26 protein-coding genes are annotated in these 25,167 nt (G+C 64.1%); 16 read left to right on the forward strand and 10 right to left on the reverse strand.

Annotation, left to right across the window (positions count from 1 at the left end):
- The first annotated feature begins 14 nt into the window (after positions 1-14).
- The 4 genes from J2X11_RS00475 (at position 15) to J2X11_RS00490 (ending at position 4,760) form a co-directional block, all read left to right on the forward strand.
- Positions 15-755: an IclR family transcriptional regulator gene (locus J2X11_RS00475; protein WP_309965223.1), complete on the forward strand. Its 741-nt coding sequence runs from the start codon at positions 15-17 to the stop codon at positions 753-755.
- An 81-nt stretch (positions 756-836) separates the two neighbouring features.
- Positions 837-2,636, forward strand: coding sequence for a CocE/NonD family hydrolase (locus tag J2X11_RS00480; protein WP_309965226.1), 1,800 nt, complete (start codon positions 837-839; stop codon positions 2,634-2,636).
- A 64-nt stretch (positions 2,637-2,700) separates the two neighbouring features.
- Positions 2,701-3,894: an AGE family epimerase/isomerase gene (locus tag J2X11_RS00485; protein WP_309965229.1), complete on the forward strand. Its 1,194-nt coding sequence runs from the start codon at positions 2,701-2,703 to the stop codon at positions 3,892-3,894.
- Complete coding sequence (locus J2X11_RS00490; RefSeq protein ID WP_309965232.1) at positions 3,891-4,760, forward strand: carbohydrate kinase family protein; 870 nt, start codon at positions 3,891-3,893, stop codon at positions 4,758-4,760. Before J2X11_RS00485 ends, J2X11_RS00490 begins: the two co-directional genes overlap by 4 nt.
- On the opposite strand, the gene J2X11_RS00495 is transcribed toward J2X11_RS00490, so the two are convergent.
- From J2X11_RS00495 to J2X11_RS00515, 5 genes are read right to left on the reverse strand one after another with little or no spacing between them, the layout of a single operon-like run.
- Positions 4,747-5,574, reverse strand: a complete 828-nt coding sequence (locus tag J2X11_RS00495; protein ID WP_309965236.1) for a carbohydrate kinase family protein — start codon at positions 5,572-5,574, stop codon at positions 4,747-4,749. The genes J2X11_RS00490 and J2X11_RS00495 overlap by 14 nt on opposite strands.
- Positions 5,571-6,479 (reverse strand): pseudouridine-5'-phosphate glycosidase, encoded by a 909-nt coding sequence (locus J2X11_RS00500; protein WP_309965239.1) that lies wholly within the window; start codon positions 6,477-6,479, stop codon positions 5,571-5,573. The genes J2X11_RS00495 and J2X11_RS00500 overlap by 4 nt, the downstream gene beginning before the upstream one ends.
- A 2-nt stretch (positions 6,480-6,481) precedes the next feature.
- Positions 6,482-7,057 carry a dCTP deaminase gene (dcd, locus tag J2X11_RS00505; RefSeq protein ID WP_309965242.1) on the reverse strand — a complete coding sequence of 192 codons (576 nt, stop codon included), beginning with the start codon at positions 7,055-7,057 and terminating at the stop codon, positions 6,482-6,484.
- Positions 7,058-7,066: 9 nt separating this feature from the next.
- On the reverse strand, positions 7,067-7,456 hold the full coding sequence (locus J2X11_RS00510; protein WP_309965245.1) for a hypothetical protein: 390 nt from the start codon (positions 7,454-7,456) through the stop codon (positions 7,067-7,069).
- 40 nt (positions 7,457-7,496) lie between these two features.
- Positions 7,497-9,035, reverse strand: coding sequence for an APC family permease (locus tag J2X11_RS00515; RefSeq protein ID WP_309965248.1), 1,539 nt, complete (start codon positions 9,033-9,035; stop codon positions 7,497-7,499).
- A 163-nt stretch (positions 9,036-9,198) separates the two neighbouring features.
- Here J2X11_RS00515 and J2X11_RS00520 point away from each other — a divergent pair, with 163 nt between their 5' ends.
- Together J2X11_RS00520 and J2X11_RS00525 are read left to right on the forward strand one after the other, a co-directional pair.
- The gene (locus tag J2X11_RS00520) at positions 9,199-10,368 is read left to right on the forward strand and encodes a zinc-binding dehydrogenase (protein ID WP_309965250.1); all 1,170 of its coding nucleotides are present in this window, start codon (positions 9,199-9,201) and stop codon (positions 10,366-10,368) included.
- A complete protein-coding gene (locus J2X11_RS00525) occupies positions 10,368-10,829 on the forward strand; it encodes a GNAT family N-acetyltransferase (protein WP_309965252.1) in 462 nt (153 codons plus the stop codon). Before J2X11_RS00520 ends, J2X11_RS00525 begins: the two co-directional genes overlap by 1 nt.
- On the opposite strand, the gene J2X11_RS00530 is transcribed toward J2X11_RS00525, so the two are convergent.
- Complete coding sequence (locus J2X11_RS00530) at positions 10,826-11,743, reverse strand: LysR family transcriptional regulator (protein ID WP_309965254.1); 918 nt, start codon at positions 11,741-11,743, stop codon at positions 10,826-10,828. The two genes, J2X11_RS00525 and J2X11_RS00530, sit on opposite strands and share 4 nt — an antisense overlap.
- Before the next feature lie 298 nt (positions 11,744-12,041).
- Positions 12,042-12,917 carry an LLM class flavin-dependent oxidoreductase gene (locus J2X11_RS00535; protein WP_309965256.1) on the reverse strand — a complete coding sequence of 292 codons (876 nt, stop codon included), beginning with the start codon at positions 12,915-12,917 and terminating at the stop codon, positions 12,042-12,044.
- A 193-nt stretch (positions 12,918-13,110) separates the two neighbouring features.
- On the opposite strand from J2X11_RS00535, the gene J2X11_RS00540 reads away from it, so the two are divergent.
- The 3 genes from J2X11_RS00540 (at position 13,111) to J2X11_RS00550 (ending at position 17,173) form a co-directional block, all read left to right on the forward strand.
- A complete protein-coding gene (locus tag J2X11_RS00540; RefSeq protein ID WP_309965259.1) occupies positions 13,111-14,973 on the forward strand; it encodes an acyl-CoA dehydrogenase in 1,863 nt (620 codons plus the stop codon).
- A 109-nt stretch (positions 14,974-15,082) separates the two neighbouring features.
- On the forward strand, positions 15,083-16,594 hold the full coding sequence (locus tag J2X11_RS00545) for an acetyl-CoA hydrolase/transferase family protein (RefSeq protein ID WP_309965262.1): 1,512 nt from the start codon (positions 15,083-15,085) through the stop codon (positions 16,592-16,594).
- 39 nt (positions 16,595-16,633) lie between these two features.
- Entirely contained in the window at positions 16,634-17,173 is a 540-nt protein-coding gene (locus tag J2X11_RS00550; protein ID WP_309965265.1) for a hypothetical protein, read from the forward strand.
- Here the strand turns inward: J2X11_RS00550 and J2X11_RS00555 are convergent.
- Positions 17,154-17,549: a hypothetical protein gene (locus J2X11_RS00555; RefSeq protein ID WP_309965267.1), complete on the reverse strand. Its 396-nt coding sequence runs from the start codon at positions 17,547-17,549 to the stop codon at positions 17,154-17,156. The two genes, J2X11_RS00550 and J2X11_RS00555, sit on opposite strands and share 20 nt — an antisense overlap.
- Before the next feature lie 56 nt (positions 17,550-17,605).
- On the opposite strand from J2X11_RS00555, the gene J2X11_RS00560 reads away from it, so the two are divergent.
- From J2X11_RS00560 to J2X11_RS00570, 3 genes are all read left to right on the forward strand, one after another.
- On the forward strand, positions 17,606-18,541 hold the full coding sequence (locus J2X11_RS00560; RefSeq protein ID WP_309965270.1) for an oxidoreductase: 936 nt from the start codon (positions 17,606-17,608) through the stop codon (positions 18,539-18,541).
- Between the two features lie 80 nt (positions 18,542-18,621).
- On the forward strand, positions 18,622-19,086 hold the full coding sequence (locus tag J2X11_RS00565; RefSeq protein WP_309965274.1) for a GNAT family N-acetyltransferase: 465 nt from the start codon (positions 18,622-18,624) through the stop codon (positions 19,084-19,086).
- 43 nt (positions 19,087-19,129) lie between these two features.
- Entirely contained in the window at positions 19,130-20,011 is an 882-nt protein-coding gene (locus J2X11_RS00570; RefSeq protein WP_309965277.1) for a haloalkane dehalogenase, read from the forward strand.
- On the opposite strand, the gene J2X11_RS00575 is transcribed toward J2X11_RS00570, so the two are convergent.
- A complete protein-coding gene (locus J2X11_RS00575; protein ID WP_309965280.1) occupies positions 19,892-20,800 on the reverse strand; it encodes a phosphatase PAP2 family protein in 909 nt (302 codons plus the stop codon). The genes J2X11_RS00570 and J2X11_RS00575 overlap by 120 nt on opposite strands.
- A gap of 290 nt (positions 20,801-21,090) precedes the next feature.
- On the opposite strand from J2X11_RS00575, the gene J2X11_RS00580 reads away from it, so the two are divergent.
- Together J2X11_RS00580 and J2X11_RS00585 are read left to right on the forward strand one after the other, a co-directional pair.
- Positions 21,091-21,393: a type II toxin-antitoxin system VapB family antitoxin gene (locus J2X11_RS00580; RefSeq protein WP_309965282.1), complete on the forward strand. Its 303-nt coding sequence runs from the start codon at positions 21,091-21,093 to the stop codon at positions 21,391-21,393.
- Entirely contained in the window at positions 21,390-21,899 is a 510-nt protein-coding gene (locus tag J2X11_RS00585; protein WP_309965285.1) for a LytR C-terminal domain-containing protein, read from the forward strand. Before J2X11_RS00580 ends, J2X11_RS00585 begins: the two co-directional genes overlap by 4 nt.
- On the opposite strand, the gene J2X11_RS00590 is transcribed toward J2X11_RS00585, so the two are convergent.
- On the reverse strand, positions 21,896-23,386 hold the full coding sequence (locus J2X11_RS00590; RefSeq protein WP_309965288.1) for a potassium/proton antiporter: 1,491 nt from the start codon (positions 23,384-23,386) through the stop codon (positions 21,896-21,898). The two genes, J2X11_RS00585 and J2X11_RS00590, sit on opposite strands and share 4 nt — an antisense overlap.
- A 90-nt stretch (positions 23,387-23,476) precedes the next feature.
- Between J2X11_RS00590 and J2X11_RS00595 the strand changes: the two genes are divergently transcribed.
- Together J2X11_RS00595 and J2X11_RS00600 are read left to right on the forward strand one after the other, a co-directional pair.
- Positions 23,477-24,253: an alpha/beta hydrolase family protein gene (locus J2X11_RS00595; protein ID WP_309965291.1), complete on the forward strand. Its 777-nt coding sequence runs from the start codon at positions 23,477-23,479 to the stop codon at positions 24,251-24,253.
- Entirely contained in the window at positions 24,250-24,963 is a 714-nt protein-coding gene (locus J2X11_RS00600) for a lysophospholipid acyltransferase family protein (protein ID WP_309965294.1), read from the forward strand. The genes J2X11_RS00595 and J2X11_RS00600 overlap by 4 nt, the downstream gene beginning before the upstream one ends.
- Positions 24,964-25,167 lie beyond the last annotated feature (204 nt).

Genomic DNA, 25,167 nt, shown 5'->3' on the forward strand with positions numbered 1-25,167 from the left:
GAGACACTGAGGCTATGACCCGACCGGTTCCCGCAGCGACGACCACCCTGCGCGTGCTCCGCTTTCTGTCCTCGCAACCGGTCCCCGTTTCAGCGGCCAGGATCGCGTCCGCCGTCGACCAGCCGCGGTCGTCGACCTATCACCTGCTCAGCGCGATGACCGACGAAGGATTCGTCATCCACTATCCCGACGACCGCACGTGGGGCCTCGGCATCGCGGCATGGGAGGTCGGCCATGGCTTTGCCCGCCAGGAACCACTCGCCCGGCTCGCCCGGCTCCCGTTGGCGCGACTGGTCGATCAGGTCGGCCAGTCTGCCCACCTCGTCGTCCTCCAAGGCGCCGATGTCCTCTACGTCATCGAAGAACGAGCGCCCGGCCGACCTCCGCTGGTGACCGATGTCGGCGTACGTCTGCCCGCTCACCTCACCGCGTCGGGTCGCGCAATCCTGGCTTCGCTACCCGCAGCGCAGGTACGAGCGCTCTACCCGGACAAGGCTGCTTTCACCTCGCGTACGGGCACCGGCCCCAGCTCCTTGAGCGAGCTACGTCGATTGCTGTCCGCCACCCGACAACGTGGATTTGCCACCGAGGATGGTGAGGTGACCAGCGGCTTTGCGTCAATCGCGGCACCCATCACCGCGGGGACGATCCATGCAGCGGTCGCTGTCACCTGGGAGGCCCGCACGCCAATCGATGGTCTGGCCGAACCGGTGGCCGCAACCGCAGCGGAAATCTCCCGAAGACTTCGTCACTGACGTGACGTGACCTGAGCGACATTCGCGTCGTTGTTACTGCGAAGTAGGACGGATGTCCCACTTGTCAGTCAAGGGAGCACCATGCGTTCAGCACGTCCGTACCTCCTGGCCCTCCTCGGAGTTGGCCTCGCCGCATCAGCCCTGGTCCAGCCAGCCCAAGCCGCGGACCCCACGTACACCGTGCAGACGCTTCATTTCGCCGTGAACACCGGCGCCGACAACAGCGTGCCGTGCAAGATCATCGGCGACCTCTACCTCCCCAAGAGCGCGACGGCCACCAAGAAGGTGCCGGCAATCCTGACGACCAACGGCTTCGGCGGATCCAAGGACGATCAAGCCGGGGTCGGACGAACCTTCGCTGCGCGCGGATACGCCGTGCTCTCCTACTCCGGACTCGGCTTCGGCGGATCCGGCTGCAAGATCACGCTGGATGACCCCGACACCGACGGCAAGGCCGCAAGCCAGCTGGTCAGCTACCTCGGTGGCAAGACCGGTATTGCTTTCACCGATGCCGACCACAAGGTCGCCGCTCCGGCACTCAAGGTCGTCAAGCGCGACTCCACGGATCACACCGGCAAGAAGTCGACCAACGACCCACGCGTCGGCATGGTCGGCGGCTCGTACGGTGGCCAGATCCAGTTCGCCGCCGCCGGCGTCGACCCGCGCATCGACACCATCATCCCGATCATCACGTGGAGCGACCTCTCGTACTCGCTGTCGCCCAACAACACCTCGCAGACCTCCGGAGTCCAGACTTCGACGCCGGGCGCCGCCAAGCTGGTCTGGGCCCTCGGCTTCACGGGCCTCGGAATCGTCAACGGACTGCAGAACGCGCAGGTCGATCCCTCGCGCCTGATCCCCTGCCCGAACTACGCGACCTTCGTCTGCCCCGCCGTCGCGACCGCAGGCCTGCTCGGCACGGTTGACGCGAGCACCACCAAGGACCTGCGCCACGCCTCGGTGTCGAGTTACTTCAAGAAGATCACGGTCCCGACCCTCATCATCCAGGGCCAGAGCGACACGCTCTTCAACATCAATGAGGGCGTCGCCAACTACAAGGCGCTCCAGAAGCAGGGCACGCCAACCAAGATGATCTGGTTCAACGGAGGCCACTCCGGCCCGGCTGCGCCAGGTGAGCTCAACATTGGCAACCCGAATCCTGCGACGGAGCATCTCAGCAAGAACATCGCCAACTGGTTCGACCACTACCTCAAGGGCAAGGACGTCAGCACAGGACCGGAGTTCTCGTACTTCCGCGACTGGGTGAAGTACACCGGCATCGCGACTCCGGCGTACGGAACTGCGTCGTCGTACCCCGTTGGCACTGCCACGAAGTACTACCTCTCCGGCACTCAGCTCACGAAGTCGAGCACCGGCATCACCGCGGGGACGCAGTCGTTCATCACCCCGCCCGCGGGGCTCCCCACGTCGACCGATCCCACTGACGTCGTCGCCGCCCCCTTGCCCGAGTTGGATCTGCCTGGCACTTCTGCCTCATGGTCGACTCCGACGCTGACGAAGGCTACGAACGTCGTCGGTCAGCCGAAGCTCACAGTCAAGGTCAGCGCCCAGCTCGCCGAGGCGACGCAGGCAGCCGGCCCATACGGCTCGCTGGTTCTGTTCGTGAAGATCGCGGACGTCGACGCGGCCGGCAAAGCCACGATCATCCGCAACCTGGTGGCGCCGGTACGAGTGCCCGACGCATCCAAGCCGTTCACAGTGACGTTGCCGGGCTTCGCGCACCAGTTCGCCAAGGGCCACACGCTCAAGCTCATCGTGGCCGGCGGCTCGACCAACTACCGCGGCGGGCTGATTCCCAACGCCGTGACGATCACGACCGGCACGACTGGTCAGGTTCTGACCCTGCCGATCGTCAACTAGTACCAAAGCGAAAGTGCCCGGTCTCGTCAGAGGCCGGGCACTTTCGCGTGGGTAGGTTGGTGGCATGGTCCCGGGCAGCGAGCAATGGCGTGACGAGCAGCGCCGGGCGATCTTGGCGTTCGCTCGCCGATCGAAGACCGAGGGCGGCTTTGGCTGGCTCGACAACGACGGCGGCCTCGATACTGAGGCGAACCTGCAGCTCTGGATCACGGCACGCATGACGTACGTCTTCTCGCTCGCGCATCTTGCCGGCGAGCCCGATGCGCTCGAACTCGCAGAACACGGCGTACGAGCGCTGGCGGCCTTCCACGATGACGTCAACGGCGGCTGGTACTCCGAGCTCGATGCCACGAGCGCGCCAGCTCAGACCGGCAAGTTTTGCTACGAGCACGCCTTCGTATTGCTGGCGGCATGCGCATCATTCGCTGCGGGGGCGAGCGGTGCCGAGGCGCTGCTCGACGAGGCGACTCTGGTGCACCGCACGAGATTTTGGGACGCCGATGCCGGACGATGCCGCGAGGAGTGGAACGAGGACTGGACCGAGCTCGATGGCTATCGCGGAGCCAACAGCAATATGCACAGCGTCGAGGCCTACCTCTTCGCCGCAGATGTCACGGGGGACGCCTCCTGGCGCGACCGCGCACTGGCGATCTGCGAGCGCGTGATCGGCATCCATGCTCGAGGGCACCAGTGGCGCCTACCGGAGCACTACGACCACGACTGGACGCCGATAGCCAACTACAACGTGGAGAAGCCTGCGGACCCGTTCCGCCCGTTCGGTGCGACGCCCGGCCATGCTTTCGAGTGGTCGCGACTGATCGTCCAGCTCGCCGCCAGCCTCGACAAACCACGACCGTGGATGCAGGAGGCGGCCGAGGCGCTGTTGGCGCAGGCCGTCTCCGACGCCGTCGATGACGACGCACCCGCGATCCCCTACACAACTGACTGGCACGGCTCACCCGTCGTCGAGGAACGCTTCCACTGGGTCATCGCCGAGGCGGTTCTCGCCGCGGAGGCGCTCCATACGTACACCGGCGACACCCTCTACGAAGGTTTGGCTCGACGCTGGTGGTCCGAGATCGACGAGTACTTCGTCACTGAGCACGGCTGGATTCATGAGCTCTCGGCCACGATGGGGCCGTCGGCTCGAACATGGCAGGGCAAGCCCGATGCGTATCACGCCTTCAATGCCGTGACCCTGCCCAGCCTGCCGCTGGCGCCGTGCCCGGCGAAGACGATCGAGCGGCTCGCCGTATGACAATTCTGGTCATTGGCGAGGCACTCGTCGACATCGTCGACGGCTACCCGCATCCCGGCGGATCACCGTTCAATGTCGCCGTCGGCCTCTCCCGCCTCGAGTGCGAAACGGTGCTGGCGGCTCAGATCGGGAACGACTCGTACGGCACGATCCTGCAGCGCCACCTGGCCGAGTCCGGCGCCACACTCGCTCTCCTCGACCCGGTGCTGGAGCGTACGTCCTCCGCCACCGCGACGATCGGCGAGGACGGCAGCGCCTCGTACGAATTCGATCTGACCTGGAATCCGGAGGCCATGCCCGATCCGGCGGTGTTCGAGGCAGTGCACATCGGATCGCTGGGTGCGGCGTTGATGCCGGGTGCCAACCGCGTTGCAGAGCTCATCGCCACGGCAGATGCGATGGGACTCGCGGTGTCGTACGACCCCAATGTCCGGCTGGCGGTCGAGCCCGACCCTGCGTTCTGGCGTGAGGTGTTCGAGACCGTCATCCCGTACGCACGGATCGTGAAGATGAGTGACGAAGACGCCGCGGTGCTCTTCCCTGAGGAGGCACCGGAAGACCTCGCCAGGCGGCTCGCGGGCGAAGGCAAGCTCGTGGCAATCACGCTCGGCGGCGCCGGTGCAGTGGTCGCGGGTGGTCGCGAGGTTGGCGGAGCGGACGCGCCCTCCGTCGCAGTCGTCGACACGATCGGCGCCGGCGACTCCTTCATGGCGGCCATGCTCTCGTGGTGCGCCGCGTACTCCTGGCCAGCAGGCGATCAGCTCGATGACACCGAGCTCACCGATCTCGCGGAGTTCTCGGTCGCAGCGGCAGCGATCACCTGCTCCCGGCCGGGTGCTGACCCGCCGCGACTCAGCGAGCTCTGACCGGGCGAGCTCCGCGTACGGCAACACACTCGGCGGCAGCGTTGGCGCCAGCGGCCAGGGCTTCGGCGGCATCTCGGCGCTTGGTCCACACGCTGAGGAACCCGGCACAGAACGCATCGCCGGCACCGGTCGTGTCGACGACATCGGTCGGCACAGCCGCGACCGAATGATCACCGAACGTTGCGCCCTCCGAGCCTCTCGTGACTACGGCATTGCCCTCGATCTGGAGGAACTGCTGCTCGTCGTCGTTGGGGAACAACAGATCGGCATCCGAGACCCATGAGAGGAACTCATCTCGACCGGCTGCCTGAAGGAATCCCAGTGAGCTCGGATCGACGCTGATGCCGATGGCACGGCGACGCGCCTCAGCCATCAGCTCGATCACAATCGGGCGCACCCCGACGTCGAAGAACGAATAGCCCGTCAGGTGCAGCCACTCGATCTCGTTCCACACGTCTGCTGGAAGGTCCGTCGCTTTCAACGTCGTGTTGGCGGCCCGGTCGACGTACATCGTGCGATCAGCGGCGGCGTCGAGGGTCAGCACGATCGTTGCCGTCGGCAGCTCGGCGTCCGCATAGATGCGCGCATCGACTCCGTGGGCCGAGAGCGCATCGACATGGCGAAGGACGCCATCAGCGCCGGCCTTGCCGACGAAGCGTGCGTACGAACCGAGGCGACCGAGCCAGGCAGCAACGTTCGCTGCCGATCCACCAGGGGTCATGCGGATCTCGGACTCGGTGTCGCTGGCGGCGTTGATCGTGCCGAGAGGACGTACGCCGATGTCGTCAACCACATCGCCGACGACCAGGATCATCGTGAAGCCCAGGACAGTGCGATCTCTCCGGCCACTCGGATGTTGTTCTCAGCGATCTTGAGGTTCACGGCGAGGCTCTTGCCGCCAGTCAGCTCCACGATCGTCAGCAGAAGGAAAGGGGTGACCTCTTTGCCGGAAAGGCCCTGCTCGTCGGCCAAGCGCAATGCTTCGGTGAGCGCTTTGTCGTGCACGGCAGGATCGAGCTGCTCGGATTCGGGCAGCGGGTTGGCGACGAGGATCGCTGCGTTCTGGCTCAGCGCGTCGCGCGATGCCATGACCTCAGCGACACCGGAGGCGTCCGCGACCGACCAGTCGAGCTGCTCTCCGGAATCGGTGAGCCAGAAGCTCGGGAACTTGTCCGTGCCATATCCGAGCACGATCACGCTCAGCGACTCCAGCCGCTCGAGCGTCGCGGGGATATCGAGGATCGACTTCACGCCGGCGGAGACGACCGTGATCGGCACCTCCGACAGCACCGTCAGGTCGGCGGACTCGTCGAATGTCTCGGATGCGCCACGGTGAACGCCGCCAAGCCCACCCGTGGCGAACACCCGGATGCCAGCGAGGTTGGCGATGTACGAGGTCGCGGCCACAGTCGTCGCTCCGCTTCCCTTGCGAGCCAGGGCGATCGGCAGATCGCGCACGCTGAGCTTGGGGATGTCTTCCGACGCAATGCGTACGAGTTCTTGGTCCGTCAGCCCGGCCTTGAGCTGGCCGTCGAGCACCGCGATCGTCGCCGGTACGACACCCATGCCAGTGAGGATCGCCTCGAACCCGCGCGCCGCCTCGAGGTTGTCAGGCCGCGGAAGCCCATGGGAGATGATCGTCGACTCCAACGCGACGACCGGCTGCCCAGCATCGAGCGCGGTTTGAACGGCGGGCGAGATGCTCAGCGGCAGCGTCACTGCTAGATCTCGGTGCGGTGGAAGTTCGCGTGCGAGCGCGACGCCGTCGGGCCTCGCTGGCCCTGGTATCGCGAACCGTACTTCGCCGAGCCGTATGGGTTCTCAGCCGGCGATGTCAGGCGGAAATAGCAGACCTGGCCGATCTTCATTCCTGGGTAGAGCTTGATCGGCAGCGTCGCCACGTTGGCGAGCTCCAGAGTCACGTGACCCGAGAAGCCGGGGTCGATGAAGCCGGCGGTCGAGTGGGTCATCAGGCCAAGGCGGCCGAGCGACGACTTGCCCTCGAGCCGAGCGGCGATGTCGTCGGGCAGCGTGACCAGCTCGTAGGTGGAGCCGAGCACGAACTCGCCGGGATGCAGGATGAACGCCTCGTCGGTGCCAACCTCGACCTCGCGCGTCAGATCGCTTTGATCGACGGCCGGGTCGATGTGCGGGTACTTGTGGTTGTCGAAGACGCGGAAGAACTTGTCGAGACGCACGTCAATGCTCGACGGCTGGATCATCCCCGGGTCAAACGGGTCGAGCGCAATGCGCCCAGCGTCGATCTCGGCCAGGATGTCGCGGTCTGAGAGAAGCACGAGAGAAAACTAACCTATTCTGCTCAGTCGGCCGCCGAGCGCACCGAGGATTGTGCCTACCACTGCAGTGATGATCACCAAGGTCCACGGTGCACTTCCCAGCGAGACCTCATCCGCACGATCTGTGAGCGATCGAATGAAGAGGATCGATGAGCCGAACAGGGTCCCACCGATCACGCCACGGATCGCGCCCGTACGAGGTCCGACGTGCTCCATACCTGCGAGGACACCACCGATCGTGGCCACAACCTGGGCGATCAGGTAGCCCACTGCCGACACTCCCAGCAGCCAGCCGGCGAGCGATCCGAAGAGCACCGGAGCGAATACCGCCGCGAACACCTTGCTGAAGACCGGCTGCTCGCTGAACGGTCGGATGATCTGACGCTTCGCTGAAGTCATTGGCGTACCTTCGCACACCGTCGACTCAGTGGAGGTGCTTTTAGGACGCGGGCACCTCTTCCGCCGCATCTGGCGGCGCGAGTGGAACTTCGACCAGATCGGACCGGACCTTCGTGCCGGACACGTAGCCGAGTACAGCGACGGTGACGACCACGGCAAGCGTGCCGAGCGTAAATGTCTCGAACTTGGCCATGCTCATGCCCCAGTTGTCGACGAAGTCGTAGTCGAGACCCAGCAGTCGGTCGAGTGTTCCAGGGAAAACCGCCGTCCACGAACCGAGCACGACCCAGAAGGTGATGAGAATGACGCTGCCGAGCATCAGACCATCGCCGCTCGCGCCGAGGCGGTACGGGCGAGGCACATCAGGGTGCGAGCGACGCAACAGATAGACCGCCGGGAACATCAGGATGTAGCTGATGAGCGTGGTCGATATCGCGATCAGCAGCACCACCTCGAACGTTGCGGCGCTGCCACTGTTGAGCAGCTTGATGGCAGCGAACGAGAAGGCAGTCGCAGCAACACCACTGAGCAGGTTGGCCCGAAGGGGCGTACCGAGCGTCGGGTGGAAAGCACCGAAGTACGGGAAGAACGCGCCGTCGGCCGCTGCCACCGCAAGGACGCGATCGCCGCACATCATCCACGCTGCACCCGAGTTGGCGAGCGTCAGGATGAACAGGAAGCAGGTGATGCCATACAGCGCGTCCTGGGCTCCGCCGTAGATCGAGTAGCTCTCCTTGACTGCGTCGAGGAACCCACCCAGTCCGGTGATGGCCTCGCTCGGCAGGACGAGCAGGACCAGGAAGATAGGAGTCAGATAGCAGAACGCAGCCAGCAGACCCGACTTGAAGATCGAGCTCGGTACGTCCTTCTTCGGGTCCTTCATTTCTTCCGCGGCGCCGTTCTGCCCTTCGAAGCCGACGAAGCTGAACAAGATCAGAGGTGCGATGGCCAGCAGGCCCGCGCTGCTCGGCTTGAGGTCGCCTAGCTTGAATCCTTCGACACCATTTTTGATGCCGTAGGCGATGACGGTGATCGCGAAGATGACGACCAGGCCGATCTTGAGCATGGCGCCCAATGTCGGGATCCACTTGCCGATCTTGAAGCTGATGATCGCGCTGGAAATCGTGAGCCAGATGAAGAGGAACTTGAAGGCGTAGTCCCAGAAGCCGCCACTGCTGATGTTGGAGATGCCGGACGACCACGCCTCGGTACCGACGAACGCCAGCGAGCCGCCCACCCAGAACGGGTTGGTGATCCAGTAGAAGATCGTGTTGAGGCCGGCCCAGAACCGGCCCATCGTCATCTTGACCCATTCGTACGGGCCACCCTCGGCGGTGAACGCGGAGCCGACTTCGGCCATGACGAGGCCATACGGGAGGAGGAACAAGAACACGAGAACCAAGGTCCAGGTGAACGCTTCAGCGCCATACGACGCGGCTTGGCCGATGAGGTCGAGTCCGACGATGACCGCGACCGTGAAGAACACCATGTCGAATCCGCTGAGGGTCTTGACCAGGTGCTGCTTCTGCTCTGCGGCGTACGTCGACTCGGTGGCAATAGGCGCTTTGGGCTTGTCCATGACCCGACGCTAGACCCACGACGGCCACCGCGCCATGGTTTGCGGGCCACTGATTCGCTCGCACCATCAGGTTTTACACAACTGAAACCGTTGCCCCGAGGCAGTTCCTCGACGATTCTGCGCAGCCACCCTGTTCGCACGGAGACTCCGGTTGAATGGGGACATGCGCGCTGTCCTCTGCCATCAGGGCAACCTCTCGGTTGCCGACATCGACACTCCCGTACCCGCCAAGGGGCAACTGCTCCTTGAGGTTCAACGTTGCGGCATCTGCGGATCCGACCTCCACGCCCGTGTCCACGGCGACGAACTGGGCAAGGTGATGGTCGAGTCCGGCTATGACGACTTCATGCGGTCCGACCAGAACATCGTGTTGGGCCACGAGCTCTACGGCGTGATCGCCGAGCATGGACCGGGCAGTCGCAAGAAGCTCGCCGTCGGTACGCCGGTCGTCTCACTTCCGTTGCTGCGCAATCCCGGCAGCGTCGACACTCTGGGCTTGTCTGCGAAGGCACCGGGTGCGTACGCCGAGCACCTCCTCACGCAGGAGAACCTGACGCTCAAGGTTCCCAATGGACTGTCCCCCGATGTCGCCGTACTGACTGAGCCGATGGCCGTCGGCTGGCATGCCGTCGCTCGCGGTGAGGCGTCCAAGAAGGATGTCGCCGTCGTGGTCGGCTGCGGACCGGTCGGTCTCGCGGTCATCACGATCCTGAAGTCGCGTGGCGTCCGTACGATCATCGCCAGCGACCCGTCGCCAGGACGCCGAGCACTCGCCACCAAGGTGGGCGCAACAAGCGTCGTTGACCCGACCGAGGGTTCACCGTTCGCGACCGCCAAGGACCACAAGCACTTCACCACGGTGCCGGACACCTTGGGTGCGGCCATGGATGCGATCGATCAGATGTCGAAACTGCCCGTCGGTTGGTGGCACGCCTGGCGCGCCGCCGACAAGATCGGCGCGACCAATCCCAAGGCTCCGGTCGTCTTCGAGTGCGTCGGCAACCCCGGGATGATCGACAGCATCATGGCGGGGGCGCCCATGTTCTCGCGCATCGTTGTGGTTGGCGTCTGTATGGGGGGCGATCAGATCCGTCCGTCGATGGCGATCAACAAGGAGATCGATCTGCGCTTCGTCATCGGCTACACGCCTCTGGAGTTCAGGGACACCCTGCATGCTCTCGCCGAGGGCAAGGTCGATCCGTCGGCGATGCTGACTGGCCGGGTAGGACTCGATGGCGTGGCCAACGCCTTCACCGCACTCGGTGATCCGGAGACTCACGCCAAGATCGTCATCGATCCTCGCCTCGACGGCTCGGAGGTGAACCAGGCTTGATGGCGTTCACGATCCGCGAGGACGACCTGTCAGGTACCGACATACGTGTCCTTCTGGAAGCTCACCTTGCTGACCTTTCCCAGCATTCGCCCGCGTGCAGCGTGCACGCCATGCCTGTCGACCGGCTTCGCGAACCCGATGTCACGTTCTGGTCGGTATGGTCCGGCGATCGCCTCGTCGGCTGCGGCGCGCTCAAGGAGATCGACGCGACGCACGGCGAAGTGAAGTCGATGCGCACGGTCGATGATGTGAAGGGCCAGGGCGTCGGCGCGCTCATGCTCGATCACCTGCTTGCCGAGGCGAAGCATCGCGGCTATGCGCGGGTCAGCCTCGAGACCGGCAGTAACGAACCCTTCCAGCCCGCCCTTCGTCTGTACGCCCGGCACGGCTTCGAGGAGTGCGGCCCGTTCGCCGACTACGCCGAAGACCCGTGGAGCGTCTACCTGACCAAGGTCCTCTAGACCGCCTGGTGCGCGTCTGAGACAGCCCGCGCCTCGTCGCGCAGGGCTTGGACGACGAAACGTACGGACGGCCGCTCGAAGCGGTCCGGCCGCAGCAACGCCGAGATCTCACGCTTCGCTCGAATACCAACCAGCGGCCGTGTGACCAGACCGTTCCCGTGCTCTCGAGTCGTAAACCGCGGCAGGATCGCAATCCCGTGACCAGCGGCCACCATCGACTCGACGATGCCGTTGTCAGCAATACGCTGCGCAATACGCACCGGCTCACCTGTGCTGGCGACTACCTGACTCAGCACCCGGTCGAATGGGTAGTCGTGCGGCGCCCCAATCCACGTCTCGCTCACGACATCCTTGGGTGACAGGCTCGGCTTCGATGCCAGCCGGTGATCCTCAGGTAGCGCGACGTCGAGCGGCTCACTCATCAGGGGGATGACCTGCAGTCCGCGCTCATGCCAGCTCGCTGATGTCGTGGGCGAATCCGCGATGACGATGTCGTAGTCGGGCGTCAGGTCGGCGAACTCGAACTTCGACACGTCCAGATCGGTGCACACCAGATTGATGTGTGGCTCGTCAGCGAGACGGGTCAACAAGCCGGGCAAAAGCATCTCGCCACCGCTGGCAAAGGTCGTCAGCGTGACATCGCCGGCGGGCTGCTCCATGAACTCTCGCCACTCGGACTCAGCCTTGGCGATGGCGACCGCGATGTCCGTCGCTGTCTGCGCGAGAGCTCGACCAGCGGCGGTCAATGCGACACCTCGACCGGACGGCTCGAGGAGGGCCACTCCTGCCTCTTTTTCCAGCACTTTCAGCTGTTGGGAGACCGCCGATGGCGTGACTCCTGTCACGTCCGCAACGGCACCCACCGTGCCCCTCTCGGCCAATTCACGCAGGAGCTCAAGCCTTTTCACGTCCATGTAGCCAGACTACATGTTACGTGTAGTTTTGTTAGATTGTGCTTGATGGTTTGGAGGATCATACTGAGAGTACGAAATCCACCAAGCCTTTGAAGGAGGCCAGCAATGATCATCACCGCAATCAGCGCAGTCGTCATCGCCGTGATCGGAGTTGCCGCCACCGCACGCACCGTCAACCACGACGGTTTCGGTCGCATCCCGACGCAGCTTCGCTGAACACCAGATCGCTTTAGAAGCGAAGAGAGCCGGCTACCCCACGAGGGTGGCCGGCCTTCTTGTTGGACCAGCGCCGCGTTTGTCAGGAGATGGCTGCTGCGATCCGATGCACGGCTGAGATGTCTGAACCGGTCGGAACCAGCTGCACCTCATCGGTGCCGATGTCCTCGAACCGCTTCAGTACGTCGAGCAGCTCGGCTTCCGTACCGGCGAAGCCCGCAGCTGGCGCCAGGGCGTCGACCAGGTCCACCGGCAACCAGTTCATGTAGTGCCTGAGGTGGCGGTGCATCTGGACGCGGGCGCTGCCGTCGCCGTCGTCGAGCGCGAACCAGAACGAGGTGGTGAGCCGCGGCGCAGGCCGTCCCGCGTCGCTCCACGCCGTACGCGCGACGTCGAACAGCGTCTCGGTGCGCGCAAGATCCAGATCGAGCTCGAACCCGGCAAGCCCGTCTGCCCACACCGACGCACTCTGAATCGTCTTCGGCCCAGTCGTGCCGACCAGGATCTCGGGGCCTCCGTGCTGCACAGGCGCCGGACCCACCGGTCGCTGCGCCTCCGTGACCTTCTCCCCCGCCCAGACGCGCTTCATGACGGCAACCCGCTCGGCCATACCCGCCATAGTCTTGCTCGACATGGGAGCGCCGACGGCGCGGTAGTCCTCGTCGCGGCCTCCAACGCCGAAGCCAGCCGTGAGCCGGCCCTTGCTGAGGACGTCGCCCGTTGCCAAAGCCTTGGCCAGCATCACCGGCTCATGCAGCTGCGGGACGATCACCGTTGTCACCAGCCGGACTCGTTCAGTCCAGGCAGCCACGGCGCCCAGGAGCGTCAGCGTCTCCGGGTTGTCGAATGCCATTCGCTCCCCGAAGCAGAGCGAAGAGAAGGGACCTGCGTCGATTGCGCGGGACCAATCCTCAAGGGTGTCGGGCCCGAGGTCCGGTTCCATAATCGGCAATGTCATCCCCAGCTGCATGAGGGACATGCTGGCAGACGGATCGTGTGACGCTCACAACACGGCCGCCGCAGGGCCTTCACTTGTCTTTGACCCACCTCGGGCGGATACTTAAGTTACTACCCAGTAGCACTTTCTGAATCAATACTGCCTGAGCACGTACAGCCTGCGCCCAGCGCGGCCCTCACAAGGAATGGCGTCAATGAGCCACTACAAGAGCAATCTGCGCGACACCGAGTTCAACCTGTTCGAACTCTTCAATCGCCAGGAGATCCTCGGCACCGCCCCGTTCGACGAGGTGGATGTCGACACCGCCAAGAGCATCATCAGCGAGATTGAGCGCATCTCTCGCGAAGACCTGGCCGCATCGTTCGACGACTCCGACCGCAAACCCCCGATCTACGACCCGGCCGCCAAGACCGTCGTCATGCCCGACTCCTTCAAGAAGTCCTACAAGGCGTGGATGGATGCCGAGTGGTGGCGCCTGGCCCTTCCCGAGGAGCTTGGTGGACAGCGTTCGCCGGCCTCCCTCGTCTGGTCGACCGCTGAGTACGTCCTCGGTGCCAACCCGGCCATCTGGATGTTCGCCTGTGGCCCCGCGTTCGCCCGCATCGTCTTCGAGAACGGCATTGAGCGCGACAAGAAGATCGCCCAGTTCATGGTCGACAAGCAGTGGGGCGCCACGATGGTGCTCACCGAGCCTGACGCCGGATCCGACGTCGGCGCCGGTCGTACCAAGGCAACGATGAACGAAGACGGCTCCTGGAACATCGAGGGCGTCAAGCGCTTCATCACCTCGGCCGAGCACGACATGGCCGAAAACATCATGCACCTCGTCCTCGCTCGCCCCGTGGGCGTCGAAGGCGTCGGCGGACCCGGCACCAAGGGTCTGAGCCTGTTCCTCGTACCGAAGTTCCACTTCGACCACGAGACCGGCGAGCTGACCGGCGAGCGCAACGGCGCCTATGTCACCAACGTTGAGAAGAAGATGGGCATCAAGGTCTCCACGACCTGCGAAGTCACCTTCGGCGACGGCGCACCGGCCCAGGGCTGGCTGCTCGGCGAGGTCCACGACGGCATCAACCAGATGTTCCGCGTCATCGAGAACGCCCGCATGATGGTCGGCTCGAAGGCCATCGCGACCCTGTCGACGGGCTACCTCAACGCACTCGACTACGCCAAGGAGCGTGTCCAGGGTGCTGACCTGACGCAGTCGGCGGACAAGAACGCACCGCGCGTTGTCATCACCAACCACCCCGACGTACGCCGCTCGCTGCTCACGCAGAAGGCGTTCGCCGAGGGCCTGCGCTCGCTGATGATCTACACCGCGACCTTCCAGGACAACATCCTGATCAAGGAGTCGACGGGTGAGGACGCATCGCTCGACGAGGCGATCAACGACCTGCTGCTCCCGATCGTCAAGGGCTACGGCTCGGAGCGCTCGTGGGTCCTTCTGGGCACCGAGTCGCTTCAGACGTTCGGTGGTTCGGGCTTCCTTCAGGACTACCCGATCGAGCAGTACGTACGCGACGCGAAGATCGACACCCTGTACGAAGGCACCACCGCGATCCAGGGCATGGACCTGTTCTTCCGCAAGATCGTGAAGAACAAGGGCCAGGCGCTCGGCTTCCTCTCCAATGAGGTTCAGCAGTTCGTCGAGAGCGAAGCCGGCAACGGTCGCCTCAAGGTCGAGCGCGAACTGCTCGCCAAGGCTCTCGAGGACGCACAGGCGATCGTCGGTGCAGCATTCGCCGACCTCATGGCGTCCAACCCGGCCGACGAGAACGGCGACATCAAGAAGATCTACAAGGTCGGACTCAACACGACGCGCCTCGTGTACGTGCTCGGTGACCTGGTTGTCGCCTGGCTGCTGCTGCGCGGCGCCGAGGTTGCACTCGAGAAGCTGGGTGGCGACGTATCCGCCGCTGACAAGAGCTTCTACGAGGGCAAGGTCGCGGCTGCGAGCTTCTTCGCTCGCAACGTGCTCCCGCTGCTGGCTGGAGAGCGCGCCATCGCCGAGAACATCGACGACTCGATCATGGATCTGGACGTCGCGATCTTCTGATCACCTCACGCATTGACGAGGGCCCTCACCGGCAACGGTGGGGGCTTTCGTCTGCCGCGGGACCTTCGGCACTGTGACAACGCCTGAGACCTGACTACGCTCGAACGTCATGTCTCGAATCACGTGCCCCATCCTCCGTACGAAGGTCACGACCGCCGAGGAAGCCGTTCTCACCATCGGCCCGGCGGACAACGTCGGCTTCAGCGGCTTCACTGGTGCGGGATATCCCAAGGTCGTCCCACGCGCACTGGCTGACCGCATCACCGAGGCACATCGCCGCGGGGACGAGTTCAAGATCGGACTCTGGACCGGCGCCTCAACAGCCCCTGACGCGGATGGTGTCCTCGCGGAGGCCCGCGCCGTCTCGACGCGACTGCCCTACAACAGCGACCCGACCATGCGCAGGCTCATCAACGCTGGCGAGGTCGACTATGTCGATGCGCACCTGAGCCACTCGGCACAACACATGTGGTTCGGCTTCTACGGCAACCTCGACGTCGCGGTCGTAGAGGTGACCGCAATCCTCCCGGACGGAAAGCTCGTGCCCAGCACGTCGGTCGGCAACAACAAAACCTGGCTCGATCACGCCGATCGCGTCATCCTCGAGGTCAATCACTGGCAGCCGCGCGAGCTCGAGGGATTCCATGACATCTACTACGGCGCCGCACTGCCGCCTCATCGCCGACCCATCGAGCTGACCGAGCCGATGCAGAGGATCGGAGAGCCGTACCTTCGCATCGATCCCGCCAAAGTCGTCGCCGTCATCGAGACAGACCATCCTGACCGCAACGCGCCATTTGCTCCACCGGACGAGACCTCGGCGGCAATCGCCGCACACGTACTCGAGTTCCTGCGGCACGAGGTCGCGGCCGGTCGTATGCCGCCGTCGCTGCTGCCGATTCAGTCAGGTGTCGGCAACGTCGCCAACGCCGTGCTCGCAGGCCTCGACGGCAGCGAGTTCACCGATCTGGTCGCGTTCACCGAGGTCATCCAGGACGGGATGCTCGACCTTCTCGACAGCGGCACTCTGCGGGCAGCGTCGTCGACCTCGTTCGGCCTGTCTGACGAAGGTGTTCAGCGATTCATGTCCGACATTGACGCGTACAAGGGACGGATTCTGCTCCGCAGTGAAGAGATCTCCAATCACCCCGAGCTCGTACGACGCCTGGGCGTGATCGCCATGAACGGGATGATCGAGGCCGACATCTACGGCAACGTGAACTCGACCCACATCATGGGCAGCGCCATCATGAACGGCATTGGTGGCAGCGGCGACTTCGCCCGCAACGCCTTCCTGAACTTCTTCCTTTCGCCGTCGACGGCCAAGCGCGGAGCCGTCTCCACCATCGTGCCGATGGTCAGCCACGTCGACCACACCGAGCACGACGTCAACATCATCGTCACCGAGCAAGGTCTCGCGGACCTTCGCGGACTGTCGCCCCATGACCGTGCACAGCGGGTCATTGCCAACTGCGCCCATCCCAGGTTTCGCGACGCACTGCTCGACTACACGGAGCGCGCGTGGGCGGCCCATCCGCACGCCCGGCACACGCCACACCTGCTTGGTGAGGCGTTGAGCTGGCACGAGCGCTACCTGGAGACGGGCCAGATGGGGACCTAGGTCCCCGAGTCCCCTTGTCCTCTGTGGGAAAGTGACTCCGTGAAACCGACCAGCCCGCTTTGGTACCTGACGGCCTTCTTCATCGCCCTTGGCGGCGCCGTCATCTCGATCATCGTGGCGGCGGGTGCGTGGGATCCCGTACGTGAGGCATCCGTGACTCCCATCGGTGAACGCGTCGACGGGACCGGCAAGAGCATCGCGGTCTATACCGACATCGTTCAGGCCGATCGTGACGTCACGTGCCGCGCCACCGGGCCAGGCAAGAAGGTCACCCCGATCCCCGAAGCCAAGCTCGCCCTCACGGTCGACGACGGCACCGATCAGTGGCACCTCATCGCGATGCTCAATGAGGGCAGCAAGGGCCAACTGATCACGTGCACGCCGAAGGATCGCCGAGTCGACGATGCGACGTACACGTACGCCGCCGTGACTGGGTTCGCGTCGAAGGCCAACACGGCCAAGGGGATCTCAATCCTGACGACTGCGATCGGGATCGGACTTGCCGGCTACACGTTCTATACGCGCCGACAGCAGCGCAAGGGTCAGCCTGGCATCGTGCCTACTGACTCAACACCTTGACTGTGCCTCGTACGTCGGCGTCGAACTGGGCATAGGTCGCCTGCATTTTGAGCGAGCCCTTCTCGTAGAAGACTGACGCACTGGCCTCGTTGTACTTCGTGAACCCGATGGCCTTGAAGTAGTTCTCCCAGTAGAGCTTGGCGAGATCGACCGTCGAGTTGCGAACGGTGTACTGCGTGATGCCGGGCGCCATCTCCTCGACCTCGGCACCCGGCGGGAACACGATGTCGGGCACGCCAGTCCCGGCGTCAGAGTCACCGCCTGTTGGCTCGCTGGTCTTGATCGTCGGGGAATCGCTGTCCCCGGAGCTGCCGTCAGACCCTCCACAAGCAGTGAGCACGAGCAGGGACGCGGCGACTGCCAGAAGTTTCCTCATCCTGCAATGTAGGAGTGCCGAGGTGCACCCGGCAAGACACCCGTAAGTTTCTCCCTATGACCTGGAAAACCACTGACATCCCAGACCTGACGGGACGACGCGCCCTCATCACCGGCGTGACCGGCGGGCTGGGCGTCAACACCGCCATCGAGCTCGCCCGTCACGGCGCCTCGCTCGTCGTTACCGCACGCGATGCCAAGAAGGCCGACGAGGCACTCGAGCACATCGAGAACGAAGCTCCGGGTTCCAACGTCGACGTGATCTCCCTGGACCTCGCCACCCTCGCGGACGTCAAGCGTGCTGCAGACGAAGTCTCAGCGGCGTACGAACACCTCGACATCCTGGTCAACAACGCCGGGATCATGTTCCCGCCCAAGCCATCAAAGACGGTCGACGGATACGAGCTGCAGATGGGCACCAACCATCTCGGGCACTTCGCCCTCACGGCTCACCTCTGGCCCCTGCTCGTGAAGTCCAAGGCCCGCATCGTCTCGGTGTCGTCCAACATGCACAAGGCAGCCGACGGAGTCGACCTGCGTACGTTCACGCCTGAGGGCTCACCGCGTCGCTACAAGCGCACCCAGGCGTACGCCGAGTCGAAGGTCTCCAACCTATTGTTCGCGATCGAACTCGACCGTCGAGCAAAGGCGGCCGGCATCGACGTCGTGAGCGTTGGCGCTCACCCGGGGTACGCCTCGACCAACATCACCATGACTGGACCGTCTGTCGGCGGCAAATCGCTCCAGGCGATGGGCATGCACCAGGTCTCCAAGGTCATCGCCCAGTCGGCCGCCGCCGGAGCGTGGCCGCTGCTGATGGCCGCAACTGACCCTTCATTGACGGGCGGCGAGTACCTCGGCCCCGGCGGCCCGGGCCAGTGGCGCGGCCGCCCCAAGCTGGTCGGGACTTCACGTACAGCTCAGGATGCGGACCTCGCGAATGCCCTCTGGGCAGCGTCAGAAAGCGCCGCCGGAGTCGAATTCAGCGTCTGACCACAGGTAGTGGGATGGCCCACAAAAGGTGGGGTTCGACCGCAGGTTGACGTAACGTCGAATGCCTGATGATCCGAGAAATGACGCACAGCGACTTTGACAGCATCGTCCACCTCAACCAGAACGCCCTCGAAGGCGTCGGTCCACTCGACAACGAGAGCCTGTCTCTCCTCGTCAAGATGGCCGACCAGGCCCTCGTCGCAGACCATGACGGCGACATCGCCGGCTTCGTGATCACCCTTCCACCGGGTGCGGAGTACGACTCGAGCCGCTATCGGTGGTTCGAAGACACCCTCGTCGACGACTACGTCTACCTGGACCGCATCGTCGTCTCAGACGAGCATCGCCGGGCGGGCGTCGCCTCCAGCCTGTACGAAGAGGTCGAAGGCGATCTGCCCATCGCCCTCGAGGTCTACGAGACCAATGACGTCTCGCTCGCCTTCCACGAGAGCCGTGGCTTCGAGGAGATCGGCGCACTGACCGATCACGGCAAGACCAACCTCATGCTGGTCCGTGAACCAGAAGTCGACGAGTCCGCCGCCTAGTACCTGTTGACGGTCTCGGTCAGCAGGCCCCATGCTCGGGCGCATGCTGCGTACCCCTGACGAGCGCTTCGTCGACCTCCCCGACTTCCCCTTCGCACCGCACTATCGGGAGTGGGAAGGGATGCGCCTGGCGCATCTCGACGAAGGGTCCGGCAGCACCATCGTGCTGCTGCACGGAGAGCCGACGTGGTCCTATCTGTGGCGCACGACGATCCCGCCACTCGTCGAGGCTGGTTATCGCTGCATCGCCCCAGACTTGCCCGGGTTCGGTCGGTCCGACAAGCCTGCCGACGACTGGTACACGTACGACCGGCTGACCGCCTCGGTTGTCGCACTCTTCGAAGAGCTCGACCTGACCGATGTGACCCTCGTGGTCCACGACTGGGGCGGGCCCATCGGCCTGAGGGTCGCCACCACCGAGATCCCCGAACGCATATCGCGGATCGTGATCATGGATTCCGGGCTGTTCACCGGCCACCAGAAGATGGGCAAGGACTGGCAGGCGTTCCGCAACTTCATCGATGCCGAGCCCGATATGCCGATCGGCTTCCTGGTCAACGGCGGCTGCGCAACTGAGTTGTCACCCGAGGTGATTGCTGCGTACGAGGCTCCGTTCCCGACCGTGGACCACAAGGGAGGTGCGCGGAGGCTTCCTGCGCTGATCCCTCAGACGCCCAACGACCCCGGTGCCACGGAGGGACGCGCTGCTGTCGAGGCACTCACGAAGGACACCCGTCCGATCCTGCTGCTCTGGGCCGACTCCGACCCAATCCTCCCGCTCGACCCCACGGGCCGAGCGATGGAGTCAACGTTCCCGGTTTCCGAACCCCTTCGGGTCATCGCCGGCTCGAGTCACTTCGTTCCTGAGGACCAGGGACGGATTGTCGGCGATCACATCGTCGAGTGGTTGGGTCGCACGCTTTAGGTGTGCTTCCTCGTGGGCCGTCACCGGGCTGCGACGCTCCCAGGCGATGACCACACCGAACGCTGCCAAGACGATGATCCAGCCAACGACTGCGTCGAGGACCCAGTGGTTGCCGGTACCGATGATGACGATCGTCATCATCGCCGCATAGGCGAGTCCGAGTCCCTGCACAAACTTGGGAACGCCGGCACGGATGAGCACGAGCGCAACCCACAACGCCCATCCGGCGTGCAGTGACGGGAACGCCGCGAGCTCGTTGGTCATGCCTCCCAGGCCCTTGGGTGCTGAGGCGTCAGCTCCCCACCAGCCGGCATAGGAGTAGAAACTCATCACGTCGACGTACATGCCCTCGATCAGCCTCGGCGGCGCCGTGGGCATCACGAGGTAAAACATCAGGCCGATGATCGTGGCCAGGGCGAGTGAACGTCGAGCCGTGACGTATTCGCTTGCGCTGCGGCGATAGATCCAGATGAGTACGACGACCGTGACGATGTAATGCGTGGTGGCGTACCAGTAGCTGCCGAACACACCCAGCCAGTCGTACTGGACAAACTTGTCGTTGAGCCAGGATTCGCAGTCGATGCGCCAGGACTTCTCAAACGTGAGGATGTCGAGGGCGTGGCCTCGCGCCGGTGCGAAGTCATTGGAAGCCAGCAGCCGCGATGCGCTGTAGGCGACATAGAGCACTGCGAGGAAGGCGAACTCGATGGCTCCACGCTTGATCCGGTGGGCCGAGAAGACCCAGGAAAGAGGTGATTGGCGCGCAGAAGGCCGAGGTGATTCGCTCATGGCACCTCCAGCGTCTTGCGCAGAGGCGCCGGGAGTGTCGCCTCTTGGGATATCTTTTCGCCCCCGGATAACAGGGGCAACCAGAGATGCCCCTGATTTCTTCCCTCAGACGCTACCTGCAATTGGCGACGTTTTTTGAAGATGTTCTTGACGATTTCACGGGCGAACGTCCAGCGATGAGATGGACCGAGGAGGTTTGGGCGCATTGTGGGCCACCTTCGAACCTCCTTGGAGTCGTTGTCTGGCCATCGTTGGCGTTGCCTTACCGCGCGTCTGTCTAGACTGCGGGAGTGATCTTCCGACGGGTGGCTGAGGGGCGCCCCTATCCGGAACACGGGTTGAGTGCGGGCCAATGGGCCGAGATCGCACCGTCTCAGGTACGTCTCGACGACCTCACCACCACCAAAACTCAGCTCGATCTGGAACATCTGCTCGACGATGACTCGACGTTCTTCGGCGACCTGTTCGCCCATGTGGTGAGCTTCGAGGGCGAGCTGTTCCTGGAGGACGGATTGCACCGCGCGCTCCGTGCGGCACTCCAGCAGCGCAATATGCTCCACGCCCGGGTTCACTCCATCGGCAAGACGACATGACACCACGCAACCTCACCCTCGTCGGCTCAGCCGTCGTCTTCGTGGTCGGGCTGATCGCAGGTTTCCAGATGCTGCTCGCCAAACCGCCCGAGCCCACAGTGGCGGCGACCTGCGAAGCGCGCACCGTCAAGGCGGGCGACAAGCTCACCAGCAACCTGATCACGGTGAACGTCTTCAATGCGAGCAAGAAGTCAGGACTCGCCAACCGCGTCAACATCAACCTTCAGCGCAATGGCTTCCTCGGCGGCGAGATCGGCAACAGCAACAGCGGCGCCAAACCTGCCCCAGTCACGATCCTCACGAATGACCCGAACGATCCACGGGTCGAGCTCGTCGCTGCTCAGTTCATGAACAACGTGGACTACTCAGTGCCCGACATCGCCGTAAAGGAAGGTGTCGTGATCGTGATCGGCGACGGCTTCACGAAACTCAAGGGCAAGCCCGTACGCAGCATCGTCGCTTCGACAGACGTGACGACGTGCGTGCCTATCGTCGCGCTGCCCTAGCTTTCGTCTTTGCCCCACCCGGCGAGACGGCCGTGACGGCCAACGTCACGTAGTCGCTTCTCGGTCCGCTCGCGCACTGTACGTGCGGCGACGATCAAGAGGTCGTCATGCACGGAGAGTCGATCAGTGCGGTGTGGCACGAACGTCTTGCCGTCGCGTACGACCAAGGACACCGAGGCACCGGTCGGCAGCCGCAGCTCGCCGATCTCGACGCCCGCCAGCTTCGAACCCCGCGGAACCCGGATCTGGAGAAGATCGGCCGATACGCGCTCCAACGGCGCGGCTTCGACCTCGACGTCCCGCGCCTCATCTGAAAGCACGCCACACCAGGCCGCGAGTTGTGCGAGCGGCGCGGCCTGTAGCAGCGTGTAGGCCACCACGAATACGAAGACGATGTTGAACAAGTCATCCGCGCCCGGTACGCCAGCGGCGAGCGGGATCGTCGCCAGGACGATGGGGACGGCACCTCGAAGCCCAGCCCAGGCGATGAACGACTGCTCACGCCACGGCCGATCGAACACCACAGCACACACTGCGATCGACAGCGGGCGAGCGATGAACGTAATGAGTGCGCCCGCCGCCAGTCCGGTCCAGACGTGCCACCACTCGAAGCTCCCCGGATCAGCGAGCAGCCCGAGCATGACAAACAGCCCGATCTGCGCCAGCCAGCCGATGCCCTCGACGAACGATTTCGTGGCCGTACGGTGAGGCAACTCCGTATTGCCGAGAACGAGCGCCGCGATGTAGACCGCCGCGAATCCGCTGGCATGCACCATCGCGGCCGACGCGTACGCGAGCACCGTGAACGCGAAGACGACCAAGGGATAGAGGCCCGACGCCGGCAGCGCGACTCGTCGCAACAGGCTGGCGCCCACGCGGCCGATGACCACACCGAAGATCGCGCCGACCACAAGCTCGAACACGATCAGGCCCGTGAACGCCCACGCACCCTTCTCGGCAAGGTCGCCGGCGCTGATCGCCACGACGAGTACGACGATCGGCGCATCGTTCAGCCCCGACTCGACCTCAAGGGTGCCGGTCACCCGGTGCTTGAGCGGAACCGCTCGGAGGACCGAGAACACCGCAGCGGCGTCGGTCGGGGTCATGACCGCGGCCAGCAGGAACGCCAACTCCCAGTCGAGATCAAGTAGGTAGTGCGCCCCGAGACCGACGACGACGACGCTGATGGCCGATCCGAGCGTTGCAAGCAGCAGCCCGAATCCCATCGACGGACGGATGTGCTCCCATTTCGTCGACAAACCACCTTCGGCGAGGATCAGCACCAGCGCAGAGAAGCCCAGCACCAAGGCCAGGTCGGCATCGTCGAATGGGACCCCGAGACCGGCATTGCCGAGCAGCAGTCCCAACGCCAGATAGACGAGGAGTGAGGGAAGGCCGGCTGTGACGGAGAGTCGCACGGCCAGGATCGCCAGGATCAGGACGCCAGAGCCGATCAGCAGCAGCTGGTCGAGCTCGTGGACATCCACGCGGGCCTCCCTGGACTCGACGGAACACGATTCTATCGGGCGACCGCGTGTGTCCCGACCAACGCTCAATCACCGCGTACGGTTGGCCCGATGGACCGGCGCCAAGTGCTCAGCCTGATGGCTCTTGCTGGCCTCGCCGCCTGCGCACCATCGAACACGAAGGGGCGATCGGTGGAGACCATCTCGTACGGCGACGGCGCGTCACAGTTCGCCGAGCTCACCCGCGCACAGGGCGCCTCCAAGGGCGTTGTCGTTGTGATCCACGGCGGCTTTTGGAAATCGCTGTACGACCTCTCGCTTGGCCGACCCCTCGCGGCATCGCTCGCCAGAAATGGCTGGGATGCCTACAACCTCGAGTACCGACGCGTTGGCAATGGGGGCGGCTGGCCCACCACGTTCGACGACGTCAGCGCCGGCATTGATGCACTCGCCGGTGTTGACGGTCTCGACACTTCCACGGTGATCACTCTGGGGCACTCTGCCGGAGGTCATTTGGCTGTTCTGGCGGCCGGCCGTACGAACCCGACGGTGCCGGTGACTGCGGCCATTTCCCAGGCCGGCGTGCTCGACTTGGCGGCGGCCAACGAGGACGACCTCGGATCCAGCGCCGTGAGGGCATTCATGGGTGACAACACATACGCACAGGCCGACCCGATGTCACAGATCCCGCTTTCGGTGCCGGTCAGATGCGTCCATGGCATTGAGGACGACATCGTCCCGATCAGCCAGTCAATCGGCTACGTTGAGCGGGCGAAGAAGGCCGGTGCAGATGCCGAGTTGATTCGCGTCGAAGGCGATCATTTCGTCGTCATCGACCCGTCGTCGCAGGCTTGGTTGCGCACGTTGAAAGTCCTGGAGGCCCTGTGATTTACGGATTTGTGGTCAGCTTCTTCCGTCTGTTCAATCTGGTCACCGGGCACAAGACGATCCGGCTGGGTGAGCGTCGGCTCCCCAAGGGGACTGGCGCGGTGTTGGCCATCAACCACACGAGCTACGTCGACTTCACCTACATCGGGATCGACGCCAGGCGTCGTGACAAGCGATTCGTGCGCTTCATGGCCAAGATCGAGCTCAAGAACAATCCCGTCATCAGGTTCCTGATGTGGGGGTGCCAAGTGATTGCCGTCGATCGCTCGGCGGGTGCTGACGCCTATCGCGCCGCGGTCGACGAGCTCCGCAAGGGCGAGATCGTCGGCGTCTACCCGGAAGCGACCATCAGCCGCAGCTTTGAGATCAAGACCCTGAAGTCCGGCGCCGCGCGAATGGCGATCGAGGCCGACGTGCCGATCATCCCGTGCATCGTGTGGGGCTCGCAGCGCATCGCAACCAAAGGACTACCGCGCCAGCTCGGACGCACCAAGACGCCTGTGATGGTCCTGATCGGCGAGCCGATCCCGCCGTCAGGCTCTGCCGACGAGCTCTCCACTTCCCTGCATGCCGCAATGACGGCGTTGCTACATGAGGTGCAGGACGCATACGGGCCGCACCCCAAGGGCGAGAACTGGGTGCCGGCACGCCTCGGCGGCTCGGCGCCGACGCTCGATGAAGCCAACGTGATGGACCAGCAGCGCGACTAGGCCGACCCCATCAGTGACGCCTGCGACTCTGCATGTGTCTGTCATCCAGGACGGGCTTTTCTGCTCTCCCATATGAGCAAACCGATCACGGTCGACCTCGCGGCGTGCTTCACTGAATGTGGGAGTCAAGGACACATCGAGAGATGCGTACTTGGATGAAGCACGGGTCGTTTGGGCGACCCGTGATGTTGAGGGAGTAAGAAC

The organism is Aeromicrobium panaciterrae (assembly GCF_031457275.1).
GTDB classification, from domain to species: Bacteria; Actinomycetota; Actinomycetes; order Propionibacteriales; family Nocardioidaceae; genus Aeromicrobium; species Aeromicrobium panaciterrae_A.

Coding starts and splice junctions, on each gene's coding strand:
- J2X11_RS00475 (WP_309965223.1), top strand. CDS start 15: ATGACCCGACCGGTTCCCGCAGCGACGACCACCCTGCGCGTGCTCCGC.
- J2X11_RS00480 (WP_309965226.1), top strand. CDS start 837: ATGCGTTCAGCACGTCCGTACCTCCTGGCCCTCCTCGGAGTTGGCCTC.
- J2X11_RS00485 (WP_309965229.1), top strand. CDS start 2,701: ATGGTCCCGGGCAGCGAGCAATGGCGTGACGAGCAGCGCCGGGCGATC.
- J2X11_RS00490 (WP_309965232.1), top strand. CDS start 3,891: ATGACAATTCTGGTCATTGGCGAGGCACTCGTCGACATCGTCGACGGC.
- J2X11_RS00495 (WP_309965236.1), bottom strand. CDS start 5,574: ATGATCCTGGTCGTCGGCGATGTGGTTGACGACATCGGCGTACGTCCT.
- J2X11_RS00510 (WP_309965245.1), bottom strand. CDS start 7,456: ATGACTTCAGCGAAGCGTCAGATCATCCGACCGTTCAGCGAGCAGCCG.
- J2X11_RS00515 (WP_309965248.1), bottom strand. CDS start 9,035: ATGGACAAGCCCAAAGCGCCTATTGCCACCGAGTCGACGTACGCCGCA.
- J2X11_RS00520 (WP_309965250.1), top strand. CDS start 9,199: ATGCGCGCTGTCCTCTGCCATCAGGGCAACCTCTCGGTTGCCGACATC.
- J2X11_RS00525 (WP_309965252.1), top strand. CDS start 10,368: ATGGCGTTCACGATCCGCGAGGACGACCTGTCAGGTACCGACATACGT.
- J2X11_RS00530 (WP_309965254.1), bottom strand. CDS start 11,743: ATGGACGTGAAAAGGCTTGAGCTCCTGCGTGAATTGGCCGAGAGGGGC.
- J2X11_RS00535 (WP_309965256.1), bottom strand. CDS start 12,917: ATGACATTGCCGATTATGGAACCGGACCTCGGGCCCGACACCCTTGAG.
- J2X11_RS00540 (WP_309965259.1), top strand. CDS start 13,111: ATGAGCCACTACAAGAGCAATCTGCGCGACACCGAGTTCAACCTGTTC.
- J2X11_RS00545 (WP_309965262.1), top strand. CDS start 15,083: ATGTCTCGAATCACGTGCCCCATCCTCCGTACGAAGGTCACGACCGCC.
- J2X11_RS00555 (WP_309965267.1), bottom strand. CDS start 17,549: ATGAGGAAACTTCTGGCAGTCGCCGCGTCCCTGCTCGTGCTCACTGCT.
- J2X11_RS00560 (WP_309965270.1), top strand. CDS start 17,606: ATGACCTGGAAAACCACTGACATCCCAGACCTGACGGGACGACGCGCC.
- J2X11_RS00565 (WP_309965274.1), top strand. CDS start 18,622: ATGACGCACAGCGACTTTGACAGCATCGTCCACCTCAACCAGAACGCC.
- J2X11_RS00570 (WP_309965277.1), top strand. CDS start 19,130: ATGCTGCGTACCCCTGACGAGCGCTTCGTCGACCTCCCCGACTTCCCC.
- J2X11_RS00575 (WP_309965280.1), bottom strand. CDS start 20,800: ATGAGCGAATCACCTCGGCCTTCTGCGCGCCAATCACCTCTTTCCTGG.
- J2X11_RS00585 (WP_309965285.1), top strand. CDS start 21,390: ATGACACCACGCAACCTCACCCTCGTCGGCTCAGCCGTCGTCTTCGTG.
- J2X11_RS00595 (WP_309965291.1), top strand. CDS start 23,477: ATGGACCGGCGCCAAGTGCTCAGCCTGATGGCTCTTGCTGGCCTCGCC.